We start from the raw sequence: 11,233 nt of genomic DNA, 5'->3' as shown, positions 1-11,233 counted from the left end.
GATCGGCTTGCAGGCTGTCCATGAGCTGCACGGTTTCCACAGCGGCCATCTGCCGTGCGGCAAGGTCTTCGTGGGACAGCGGAAACGGGCGGTGGGTCACCGCCGCATGCTCCACGTAGAGCCAGCTGCGCAGCGCATGCCCGACGTCGAAGGCTTGCGTCAGCCGATGGGTCTGCGTGATCGGCTGGCCCGAGCGGATGCGGATGGCATCGAGCGCCCACAGGCGATCCTTGAGTGCAGGATCTGTCCAGTGGGTGATTTGGTCCGGCTCCAGCCCCGTGCAGCCGTTGGCCGCGAACACTTTGCAGGCGAGGGCGCGCAAGGCGCGTTGGCGCTCGTCGGAGGTGCCCTGGGAGTTCACCAGCTCGCCCGGTACGTGGCCGAACACCAGCCGAAGCACGTCGCGCTCGCCCGGCTCCACGGGCCGCTCCTGCCGTTCGATGAAATCGAGCACCGGCAGCAGCCCTTCGATGCGCCCCGCAAGGGCCACGACCCGCAGCGCCGTGTCGTTGGGCACCCGGAGCCCTTGCAGGACGGCACCCAAGGCCGCTTCGGGTTCGCGCGCGGCCCATAGCGCCAGCGCGGCGTCGGCCGCGGCGGCCCAGCCCACGGGGTGCGATTGCTCGGTGGGGCCGTCTGCGGCGGTGATCCGGTCGATGTAGTGCCGCAGTTCCGGCTGCAGCCGGTGCCCGCCCATCACGCCCAGGGCCTGCAGCGTGGTGATCTGCCGGGCGAGGTCCTGACCCTGCAGCACGGCCTTCCATTGTTCTTCTGCCCGGGGTGGCACCTGCCCCATGCGCGCGCAGGCCAGCAGGCACGCATCCGGGTCCGCTCCGCGCACCGCTGCCGCATGGACTGCGGCGTTGTGCTCCGGCAATGCGAGCCGTCCCGCCAGTTCCACGCCGCAGGCCAGCAGCTGGGCGTCGTCCGACGCCAGAAGGTGGCCGCAGGTATCCGGTGCGGCATAGAACCACAGGGCATCCCGAACGCAGACGGGTTGCGCTGCATGCAGACGGGCGATGAGGTCCAGGCGCGTCGCCACATCGGTTTGGTGCTGCTCTGCCAGCGCAACGCGCACGAACGCGGCACCTGCGATTTCCTCGGGCTGGGCCTTGCCGTCGAGAATCGCCGCCGCGTCCAGGCAGGCGGTGCCGTAGTAGCGGCCGACGGCGATGAGCGCGTCCAGGCGCTGATCGACGGCCTTCAAGGCGCGCAACGTATGCCCACCGCGCAACATGCCCGAGCGCCGGCCGTAGGCTCGGACGGCGATCCCCATCTGCTGGGTCAGCATGCCGGGCAATGGCGGCGGTGTGGAAGGTCGAATGCGAGAAATCATGGGCCGGAAAGGAAGGGCGGTAGCGGTCCTGCCACGCGATGACGGTCTGCCTCGCACCGCGAACGCAGTGGCGGCCACGGCGCGGCGCAGAAAGGTCAGTTCAACTCGATTGAGCCGCCTTCGACGCGATGGGTTTCGACCGCCGCCGATGTGATCTGGTGGCCCCGGATTTCGACCGATCCATCCTGCGAGAACTGCATGCGCGCATCGGCGCAGCGCAGCAGCACGCTGCTGACCGCGCTCAATTCGAGCTGGGTCACTTCCAGCGACAGCGCCCCGGTTGCCCGGTCGAATTGCCAGGGCGCAGCGGCGGGCGCGCCAGGGCAGGGCCAGGCCGCGACGATCAGCGCTGGCAAGGGCGCGTCTCCTGGCACCGCCGATGGAAGGTCCGCAGGCAGGGCCGCGAGTACGTATTGGCCTTCGATCACCCCTGGCATCTGGGATGCCAGTGCCGCACGATGTTCCTGCCCTCGGTACTGCAGGGTCACGGCGCCATCTGCCTCCTGTCGCAGGACTTGCGCTGGCAGGAAGGACCATGCGGAATCGGTGGGCGAGGCGACCAAGGATGAGGCATTTCGGAGCATGCGGGGATCAGTTTTCATGGATGCCCCCGGAAAGGGTGGTCACATCGCTGGAGCCGATGAGGCGGATGCTGTTGCCGTTGGCGGTGATGGTGCCGTCGGCCTGGAGGGTGATCGAACTGGCACCGACTTTCAGCGTAATCGTCTCCGCATCCATGGTGATGCTGGAGCCGCCACCACCGCCACCTTCTCCACCGCCCGAGGAGGACGGTGCGGTCACGTTCTTGGTCAGGCCCGCGCCACCGCCCCCACTGGCATCTCCGCCGCCACCCCCTACGTTGAGGCTGTACTTGGTGCCGACCACCGTGGTCTGATTGGTGCCCACCTTGATGTCTTGGTCGCTGCCCACCGTGGTGCTTTGGTTCTTGCCCACGATGGTGGCCATGATCGCCCCGACATTGAGGTTATAGACCACGCCCACGTTTTCCATGCGGCCGATGCCCACGTTCTGCATGGAGGCGATGCCGATGGTTTCGGTCTTGAACTTGCCGACCTTGATCGACCAGTTGTTGCCGATCTTGTCCTTCTCATTGCGGCCGATGGTTTTTGTCCGGTTCTTGCCGATGCTCACCGTTTCGTCGATACCGACGTCCTCGCGGCGGTTGTCCCCGATGCTGATCCGCTCGTCATGGTCCACCCGCTCGGTGCGGTTGTTGTGGACCGTGATGTCCTCATTCCGGTCCACTGTTTCCGTCCGGTCGCGGTGGATGACGTTGGTCTCGTCCCGGTCGATGGTCTTGCGGCGGTCCTGACCCACCCAGTGGTCTTCATCGTTCTCGACCTCGACGAGCTGGTCCTTCTGCGCATGCAGCCACAGTTGCTCGGCCCCGGCCTTGTCCTCAAAGCGGATGGCGTTGGCATCGCCCGCACCGTTCTTCAATCCGTCACCGAAGGCACCGCCCTTGCTGGATTTGGTCTTGATGCCCGATTGCGTGGCGTTGCCAGGCAGCGCCCATGGCGGCATGTTGTCGGCGTTGTAAACGCAGCCGGTGATGATCGGGTAGTCCGGGTCGCCATTCAAAAAGTCCACCACGACTTCTTGGTTGATCCGCGGAATGAAGACGGCTCCGAAGCCCGAGCCTGCCCAACTGCTCGACACCCGCACCCAGCAACTGGAGTTCTCGTTCATCGCCCCGATGCGGTCCCAGTGGAATTGCACTTTCACGCGGCCGTACTGGTCGGGCCATATCTCCTCGCCGGGTGGGCCGACCACCACCGCCGTCTGCGGGCCAGTGGTGCGCGGCTTGCGCGTGGTGCGCTCGGGCGTGTACGGCAGGCTGGTGGGCTGGGCTTGCAAAGTGAACTTCTGGAACGAGCCTTCTTCCTGCGGCGTGCCCTTGGGGCCCGGCGCAGCGGCGCTGACCTGGGGGTTTTCCTTGAAGTGGTATTCGATGCCGGTCAGCAGGTACTGCTGGTTCTGGTCTTCCCGCGGGTAGTTCTCCAGCGTGAAGGTGTAGCCGGGGGCGAGCGCCCGGTGACGCGACTGGCCCCGGACGGTGCTTTGGCCGGTGAGGCTCGATTGCAGGCGCACGCGGGCATAGGCTTCGCCGTCGCCGAACTGGGTGTAGCCGCCCGGCCATTCGTAGACTTCGTGGGCGTCGTGCGCGTGCCCCGGCGGGGTCTGGCGCATGTTGGACAGGTCGGCGCGGGGTTTCTGGAAGTCGTAGTCGTCGTTGTAGTGCCGCCCGGAGTGGATCGCCTGGTGCAGTTCCCAGGCGTGGATGTTCTCTTTGTCGGCAACGGCGGCTTTTTCTGGGGGGTAGAAGGGGATGACGGCGGCCCCGGGCAGCGGGCTGTGCGAGGCGACGATGTCGTCGGCCAGGATCAGGGTGTGCTGGCCGGCCGCATGCTCGAAGTAGTAGTACGCCCCTTCATGCTCCAGCAGCCGGGACACGAAGTCGCAATCACTCTCGCCATACTGCACGCAATAGTCCCAACTGCGGTAGCTGCGGGTGAGCTTCTTTTGCAGGGGGTAGCCGTATTTTCCGAGGACCTCTTCGACGATCTCCGGGACGGTCTTGTTCTGGAATATTTTGAAATCGGTCTTGCGGGTGGCGAGCCACAGCCAGGGCTGCAGGCGCAGCCGGTAGGAGTAGGAGCGGTGGTCCTCGCCCTGCATGCCAAAGCGGGTGACGATGCCGTCCAGGTAGCGCCGACTGCCGCCCTGCGTCTCGACCACGACCGTGGCGTTCTTGCCCAGCAACGCCTTCGGGTCGATGCTTTTGCTGTCGCTCAGCAAATCCAGGTCGAGGCAGAACAACTGGCTGATGGCTTCCTTGCCCTGCAACTGCCGGAACTGCAGTTGCTCTCCCAGGGGCGTTTGGATCGTGACGCGGCGGGTCATTGGTATGCGGACCCGCAATGGGGCCTGGTGGCGTTGAAACGGCGGCGATCATATCCCGTCAGATGGAATATCGAGCCATTTCTCCCTTGCACCAGACCTGTCTAAATGCGTCTAAGCGTAACTATTCCGCCAGTTTGATACGTATTGCCACAATTGACCCGAGGTCGGTGGTTGATCGGGCGGGACGTTGAGTGCGGCGGTGCGCCTTATCGGGGCGCTCTGCATGGGCTCTGCCATCCGCCAGTTTCAGTCCAGCGCATCGAACGCCAAAGGTTCGATTCCGCGCGCGCGGTCGATCTTCTCAGCCACCTTGAAAGCGGCCTCCAGCTCGCTGATACCGAACTCCTGCATCAGTTGAAAGCGTTCGGCTTTTTCCTCCGGCTCGGTCATCGCCAAGGCAAGGTACAGGCTGGGTGGCACGGCACGGAACAGCAGTTCCATCGATTTGGACAGGATCACGCCCTCGGTGAACTTGCCCGCCTCCTTGCGCGCCGACAGCATCAGGGCCTTCTGGGAGGCGTTCAACTCCCGAAACCGTGCGATCTTCTCCACCTCGTCGGGCGGCATGGACAGGCAGATCCACCACTCGATCATGTTGAGCATTGGTTCCGCCGCCTTGGGCAAATCGTCCAGGTTTTGCGTCGCCAGCCAGTACCAGGCGCCGAGCTTGCGCCACATCTTGGTGATCTTCACCACATAGGGTGCCAGCAGCGGGTTCTTGGTGATGACGTGTCCCTCGTCGGTCACGTTGATGATCGGCCGACCCAGGAACTGGTCGCGCTCTGCAATGTTGTTCACCGTGTTGATGAGCGAGATGTAGGCGATCGACAGCTGAGCGTTGTAGCCTTCGCGGGCGAAGGTGGCGAGGTCCACGATGGTGATGTCGGCCTCGGGCCACGGCGTGCCTGGCCGGTCGAACATTTCGCCATCGACCCCCTGGCAGAACATGTCCATGGCATCGGCCATTTCCAGCAATCGCGAGCGTCGGCTTTCCGGCAAGGTGCTGTCACGGCTGCGCTCTCGCAGCGCATCGCGCACGTCTCGCGTCAGTACGGTGCGCCGCTCACTGGTACAGCGCTGCGCCGCATCCAGAATGCATTGGCGGATCAGGCTGCGGTCGGCGCGCGTCATGCGGGCCTCCTCCTTGTCTTCGCCCCCCGTGATCATCAGGCGGGCAGTGATCTCCAGTTCGCCCAGGACGTCACGTTGTTCGTCGTGATCGGCGGCGTGGTCTGGCTCTTCCCTGTCCTCGTCCAGTGCATCGGCGTCCAGGGTCTGCACTTGGCTGGGCGTATCGACCAGGCGCCAGGCATCGGCAAACGGAGCCAGGCTCACGCCCGAGCCCGGAGACAGCTTGACGCGATGCACCGTCAACCCGAGCCGCTTGGAAAAGTCGCCGAACAGGCCGAAGCTGTTGCCCGCTTCCACGATGAACAGCCGTGGCCGGTAGATCGCGGTGACCTGGTTGAGGATGTTGTTCAGCGTGGCGCTCTTGCCCGAGCCGGTCGGCCCGAACAGGAACAGGTGGGCGTTCATCTGCCGATCCAGGCGATTCAACGGATCGAACGTCACGGTCCCGCCGCCACGATTGAAGAAGGTGATGCCGGGGTGGCCCGTCCCCTGGCTGCGGCCCCACACGGGTGCCAGGTTCGCCGCATGCTGGGCGAACATCAGTTGCGTGTACCACTGTCGCTGATCCTTGGCGGGGTCATAGACGCACGGCAGCCAGCGCAGATAGCTATTGAGCGGGGCCACCTCGTCCTCTTCGCGCACCGGCTGCAGGCCCGCGTTGAGCAACACGTTGCCCAGGTGCACGCCGCGCGCGTCGAGTTCGGCCACATCGCGTCCTCGCAGGTAAAACGCCATGGAGGCGCGGTAGAGCTTGTGCGAGCTGCCGATCAGGCCGCGCGCCTGCCGCACGTCCTTGAGCGTCTGCTCCGACGCCAGCGTCTCGCCGACCGCCTTGCGGGCGATCTGGTTGAGATGGGATTCCAGAATGTCCTGCGGCGTCACGACCAGCGTCAGGCACATCACGGTGTCCTCAGGCATCTGGTCCATCAGCGCGTTGATGGCATCGCCGCCCTTGCGGGTCTCCCCGGTGACGTGGCCCGTGGCAGGCGGCAGGCGAAGCCGGTCCAGCACGATGGTCCGGTGCGGCATTGCGTCGAAATACCAAAGACCGTTGTCGGCATCCGATCGCGGCTGGCCGAAGAAGAGGCGTTGCGCGAAATCCGTGCCGCTCGCCATCTCGATCTCACCGGGATCGGTGGATTCGGGATAGGCCGCCAAGCGGTAAAAGCGCTCGCGGTCCTCGGCGCTCGGCCCCAGCAGGGGCGGGCAAGGGTTGAACCAGCGCAGCAGCCATGCATGGATGTCCGCAGCGGCCAGGCGGCGCGATTGCACGCCGGCATTGGACAGGCCACCGACCAATCGCTCGCAGATCACGTTCAGCGCCTGCTCCGGTGACTGGCCCCTGCGGGCCGCGGTCTGGTGGACACGCCGATAGGCGACGAGACGCACGCGGCGGGTCTGCCCGCGCCAGGGCAGGCGCGTGACCGTGTGGTCCTCGAACAAGCCCCCCGGCTTGGCCACCGCCCGCAGATGATGGGCCAGGAACCGCAGGTAGAACGCGCTGAACGCGGTTCCCTGCGCACGCGGCTGCACGTAGTTCTCCAAGGTCTGCAGGTAGTGGTTCCAGTCCGCCTCGTCCTGCACGTAGAACTGCACCACCCACGGCGATTCGTCGAGTTCATCGAAACTGTCCTGAAGCGCGTTTTCCACGGCATCGCGCGCCTGCATCAGCCAGTCGGCCTCGCGGCCTTCCGTGCCGATCGGCTGCAGCTCGAAGAACGCGGCCACCGAGGTGCCATCCTCCAGCAGCATGCATCGGGAGTCGGGCAGGTACTCGGCCCAGGGCAGCATGTCGGCAAACGATGGGGTCACGTCGTAGAGCGCCTGCTCGTCGGCGACCGTCGCAGGGCGCGTTGCCCCGCCGCGCGGCTTGCCCGGCTCGGCGATGCCCTGCGCCGCCAACGCAGCGACGTGGCGCTCCCAGGCATCGGGCGGCGGCGCGTCCGCGCCAGCGTCGGGTGTGGCGTTGCGGTGGCGCTGGAAGGGCCAGCGCATCAGTAGTCCTCGGTCCGTTCTCCGGGCATCGCGTACTGCACCCGCTGGTACAGCGGGAACACGGTGGTGTAGCCCGGAATCGGCACGGGATCGGTGCCCGCCAGATGGGGGAACACGTACATCGCCAGGTCGGGATTGGGCAGGCGGTGGAACTGCCGATTGATCTCGTTGCGCGCCGTGCGGGTGTAACTCGCCTGGCCCGCGGGCGCTGCCTTCACGTCCGCCTCGGTGAGCGGGCGGCGCAGCGACTGCCGGGCGTCGAGCAACGGCCCGGCCTGTCGGCCTGCGCCCGCGCTGCCGCCGGTTTCCGCGTTCCAGACGTCGAGCATGGTCTGGTCGTCGTGGGGAAGGAGTTTTTCCTTGCTGGTCGAGCAGCCCGCCAGCGCGAGGGCGGCGAGCAGCGCCGCCATGCCGTTAATCCAGGTCCTGCGCATGCAAGGCTCCTCCGAGGCGATGATCGACCTTGCGGCCCTTCGGGTCGTAGTCGATGGTGAGGGGTTGTTCGAGGTGCACCGCCACCTTCGCGCCGGGCCGGACATAGACGGCGGCGAAGGCCTGGCCATAGAGCTTGTTCACCCACTGCGACATGTCCTGCACGCCGCCGGCGAGGATGCGGCCCATCGCCTCGTTGCCGGAGATGCCGACCGTGCCCAGCGAGCCGTTGTTGTTGGCGACGACCGCGACACTGCCATTGTCGGATTGGATGAGGGAGGCGACACCGGCCCCTGCTGCGGTGATGAGCGATTGCGTCCCCAGATACTGCTGTGCATTGCTGCGCCGTTCGCCGCTGACGCAGGGGATGCCGTAGGGATCGCTGATCCAGCCGAGGCCTTCCCGCGTCCCATGGCTGTCGGCATTGCCATTGCCTTCACCCGCACCGTTCCGCTGCCCATTGCCGGACCCGCGCCCGCGATCCTGCGGCACGGTGCGGATGGTGCCATCGGCGAAGACGAAAGTGACCGAGCGGATCTGGCCGCGCACGCATGAAAGGGTCCAATCGCCGGAGGCTGTGCCGCTCACCACGGCCCCTGCGACGTCGGGAATGTCGATGCCGTTGGCCGTCAGGTTGTCCGGCCCGATCAGCACCTTGAACGGATAGGGGTCGTTGACGGTGCCATCCACCGGCACACGCCCGATCAGCGCGGTCATCGCGATGGAGCCCATCAGGGTGGCGTTGGTCGGCACGGTATAGACCGGCTTGGCGGCGGAGACTTCTGGCGCCTGTCCGCTAACGTCCGTGGTGTGATCGGCGGACGCCCCGTTGGCCTTGTCCATCCCGAACCGGGTGGGGAAACTGAAATTTTGATCGGACACGCCGCTCTTTTTGTCGCGGCGCGCATCGTCGGGTTCGATCCAGCGCAGGCCTTGCGCGCCGGGCGCGCCCTTGGCATCCGGCTCCAGTCCGAGACCCACTGGAAGGTCGGCATCGCCGCTTTTTCCGGCCAGCCCCTCGATCTGGCGCTGCACCTCCTGCAGCAGGCCTTGCGCCTGCTGGCGCTCGCCCGCGACCTGATCGCGGTCGGTGCGCAACTGGTTGCGCTCGGCGTCCAGCGCGCTCTGGATGCGCCGGTCGATCGCGCCTTCGCGCTCGCGCAGCCGCTCGTTCTCGGCCTGCTGGGTCTTGTTGTCCGCCAGGGCACCCTGCAGTTCGGTCCGCAACTGCTTGACCTGGCCGACCAGGGTCGCCACGGTGTCGCGCGGCGTGTCGGCATCAATGCCCAGGGTCTTGGCCTCCTCGGCGGTCAGCCGGGTGCCGGGCGGGCGGGGCGACGACGCGCTGCCGCCGGAGAACAGCTGGATGCCCGCGAACACCAGCACCAGCGCCAGCGGGACCATCAACCACTTGAGCAGGCCATTACTTTTCATGGGAGGCTCCCTGCGGGCGCTGGGCCGGTTTCGGAAGGTTGACGGCGGCATCGATCCGGCCGATGGCGGGCAGCAGCGATTGCGCGAGGCCATGCCCCTTCGTTACCAGATAGACGACCGAGGTGTCGTCCGGCTGGCCGGCGGGCCCCAATGTCCCGTGCTGAAAGGTGGCCGTCACGAAGTCGCCCACCAAGTCCCGTGGGTCCAGGCTGAACGTGCGCGGGTAGCCATTGCTCAGTTGCACGGCCGTGACCCACAGGTCATCGAGCCGCCAGGCCGCCAGGGCCCGTGCCCGCACCGGGACGGTCGGCAAGAGGGTCTCCAGCGCCAGGTGGCGCGGGAGGTTCACGCGCGTGATGCCGCTCAAGGGCTCGACGGTGCGCAAGGGGGCATAGAGATTCTGCGCGGCGTACCGGGTCAGAACGACGGGGATCGGCGTCTCCGGCGTGCGGGGCGATGATCCCGGCCCTTCGGTGGCATCCTCGACGGTTGCCGCAGGTTTTGCATCGCCGTAGCGCACGGCGGCGGCATCGGCCTCGACGATGCGGACCGGCTCCAAGGCCGGCTGGCCAACCCCGGCCGTTTCGGCGGCGACATCCAGCAGGATGAGCGCGCCGGTATCGGCGTCCTGCAATTGCAGCCGGGTGGGTTCGATCGGTTCGCTGGCACGCAGATAGATCGCGCCGCCCGCGCTTTGCACCCGCAACCGTCCTTCCAGCGATGCCGGCACGCCTACGCGGACATTGCGGTCGATGAAGACGACACGCTCCTGATCGACATGCAGCGGCACCGCCAGGGGAAGCCGCTCCCAGCGCAGGATTTCCAGCGCCTGCGCCGGGGTGGCCAGGTAGGCCGCGGTCAGCAGCAGGCCGATGGACCAACGGTTGTGTCTCATGGTGTCTCTCCCAAGGCGCCACCGAGCACCCCCGAGGGCTGGCCAGGGGCGGGCGCAGGTTCGGGCGTGGCGATGCGTTGTGGCGGTGTGCTGTAGCAATCCAGCGCCAGCCCGAACGGGTTGCGTTCGGGATCGATGTCCGAGCGCGCGACCTTGAGCGGGTAGCGCACCAGCGCGCGCTTGACCTGTTCCGCCCCGAAATACTCGTCGGCCGTCACATCCAGCGTGACGAGCCAGTCCCGTTCGGACACGGTTCTGACACGCAGCGCGGGATCGCTGCCATAGCCGCGCCCCGGAATCTCGTAGATACCGCGCACGCGCTGGCGCAACTCGCCCGCCGCGCGGCGCAGTTCGTAGTCGTGCAAAAGGAAGTCCTGGCAGGCCGGCGTGAGGTAGGGCGACAGCGCACGGATGTTGCGCGCATAGTCTTCGTCGCCATTGGTCGGCCAGCGCTGGAGCTGCTGCCAGATGTAGAACGTGAACGCGTACACGCTCTCCGGGGGAACCTCCCACCATTTGCGGGTGCTGCCCGACCGGAGGTCCGGTGGCACATGGATGGTCAGGTTGCGCGGCGAGCTCCACCAGCCCGCGCCCATCACCAGGGCGATGAGCAGCAGCGCGCCAGCACCCAGGCGCAGGGTCTGGATGTGTGCGCGCAACTGCGTGATTTCGTTCTTGAACCGGCTCACGTCGTGGTCCTCCGGGTGCACCACCAGCCCGAGCGGATCACCAGGCCATCTCCCCCGAACAGCCAGGCCAGCGCCGGCTGGTGGCGTGCGATCCACCACTGCATCTGCCGGTACAGCCAGGTATCGGGCCGACCGCGCTTGTGACGACGCAGGACACCGCCGCCGACGAACACGCCGACCGCGATGGCCAGCACGATGGCGGTGGGCACGACGGCGATCGAGGCGGCGAGGAGGGCCAGCGGCACCCCTATCGCAAACCCCGCCGCCCCCGACAGTCCGGCGCAGACCCACAGCTCGTCCGCCGTGAGGCCCCGGACCACCACGGGATGGCGGTTGAGCCGATGCGGAAGGAATGCAACCGTGCCATCGGGCCGGATATCGTGCTCGGCCATGCCC

Annotated in this window: 9 protein-coding genes; all 9 read right to left on the bottom strand. The window is 66.6% G+C overall.

The window, feature by feature from the left end; translation table 11 throughout:
- Positions 1-1,336, bottom strand: a 1,336-nt coding sequence (locus AVKW3434_RS17415) for a hypothetical protein (RefSeq protein ID WP_284406842.1), incomplete at its 3' end; no start/stop codon positions are given.
- A 95-nt stretch (positions 1,337-1,431) separates the two neighbouring features.
- Complete coding sequence (locus tag AVKW3434_RS17410) at positions 1,432-1,692, bottom strand: hypothetical protein (RefSeq protein WP_284406841.1); 261 nt, start codon at positions 1,690-1,692, stop codon at positions 1,432-1,434.
- Between the two features lie 235 nt (positions 1,693-1,927).
- Positions 1,928-4,261: a type VI secretion system Vgr family protein gene (locus AVKW3434_RS17405; protein ID WP_284406840.1), complete on the bottom strand. Its 2,334-nt coding sequence runs from the start codon at positions 4,259-4,261 to the stop codon at positions 1,928-1,930.
- A gap of 246 nt (positions 4,262-4,507) precedes the next feature.
- Positions 4,508-7,387: a conjugative transfer ATPase gene (locus tag AVKW3434_RS17400; RefSeq protein ID WP_284406839.1), complete on the bottom strand. Its 2,880-nt coding sequence runs from the start codon at positions 7,385-7,387 to the stop codon at positions 4,508-4,510.
- Positions 7,387-7,821, bottom strand: coding sequence for a TIGR03751 family conjugal transfer lipoprotein (locus tag AVKW3434_RS17395; protein ID WP_284406838.1), 435 nt, complete (start codon positions 7,819-7,821; stop codon positions 7,387-7,389). The genes AVKW3434_RS17400 and AVKW3434_RS17395 overlap by 1 nt, the downstream gene beginning before the upstream one ends.
- Positions 7,802-9,253, bottom strand: coding sequence for a TIGR03752 family integrating conjugative element protein (locus tag AVKW3434_RS17390; RefSeq protein ID WP_284406837.1), 1,452 nt, complete (start codon positions 9,251-9,253; stop codon positions 7,802-7,804). Before AVKW3434_RS17390 ends, AVKW3434_RS17395 begins: the two co-directional genes overlap by 20 nt.
- A complete protein-coding gene (locus AVKW3434_RS17385) occupies positions 9,243-10,148 on the bottom strand; it encodes a TIGR03749 family integrating conjugative element protein (protein WP_284406836.1) in 906 nt (301 codons plus the stop codon). The genes AVKW3434_RS17390 and AVKW3434_RS17385 overlap by 11 nt, the downstream gene beginning before the upstream one ends.
- On the bottom strand, positions 10,145-10,837 hold the full coding sequence (locus AVKW3434_RS17380; protein WP_284406835.1) for a PFL_4703 family integrating conjugative element protein: 693 nt from the start codon (positions 10,835-10,837) through the stop codon (positions 10,145-10,147). The genes AVKW3434_RS17385 and AVKW3434_RS17380 overlap by 4 nt, the downstream gene beginning before the upstream one ends.
- On the bottom strand, positions 10,834-11,229 hold the full coding sequence (locus AVKW3434_RS17375; protein WP_502869109.1) for a TIGR03750 family conjugal transfer protein: 396 nt from the start codon (positions 11,227-11,229) through the stop codon (positions 10,834-10,836). The genes AVKW3434_RS17380 and AVKW3434_RS17375 overlap by 4 nt, the downstream gene beginning before the upstream one ends.
- Between the last annotated feature and the right edge of the window lie 4 nt (positions 11,230-11,233).

Source organism: Acidovorax sp. SUPP3434 (assembly GCF_030159015.1).
In the GTDB taxonomy this organism is placed as follows: Bacteria; Pseudomonadota; Gammaproteobacteria; order Burkholderiales; family Burkholderiaceae_C; genus Paracidovorax.
The sequence above is the reverse complement of the archived record's forward strand: the minus strand, read 5'-3'. Positions and strand labels throughout refer to the sequence as shown.